The organism is Vibrio sp. 1069, from assembly GCF_033340555.1.
In genome coordinates, this window is the sequence record NZ_JAWOWP010000722.1 from 1 (window position 1) to 570 (window position 570).

Here is a 570-nt window from a genome sequence, read left to right on the forward strand (position 1 = left end):
TACGCTTGGGGGAAAGGCGTGTTGTTAGTGAGCGCAGCAGGGAACGCCGGAGACCCGATAAAGAACTACCCCGCAGCTTATGACAACGTGATTGCCGTAGGTGCGACGGATGACGATGACAATCGTGCCAGTTTTTCTAGTTTCGGTAGCGATTGGGTGTCGCTAATGGCACCCGGTGACAGTATTCTCTCGACGATGCCAAATGAGCAGTGTGGCACCTTCGATTACGATAATGACGCCTGTCTGCATTGGCAGTCGGGTACATCCATGGCCAGCCCTCATGTTGCTGGCGCAGCTGCGTTACTTTGGGCATATAAATATGCAGATCAGTTATCCGATCCTGCAACTTGCCAAGATGCCTCTGGCGTACCTTGTAACCAGATGATTCGTATGATGTTGGAACAAGGAGCGGATCCAATAGGTGCTGATGGACAAGATTTACAGAGCATCTCTCAATACGGACGACTTAATTTGGTGGGAGCTCTGACTGCAACACCTTCGGAACCGCCACCACCACCTCCTCTAGTCGTTAAGGCACCAGAAGCTCTTTCCATCTCGATCAACAATAGT

1 protein-coding gene is annotated in these 570 nt (G+C 51.1%); it reads left to right on the forward strand.

Translation table 11 applies throughout. From position 1 onward, the window contains the following. The coding region (locus tag R7040_RS28680; protein WP_318097922.1) for a S8 family serine peptidase at positions 1 to 570 on the forward strand (570 nt) is incomplete at both ends.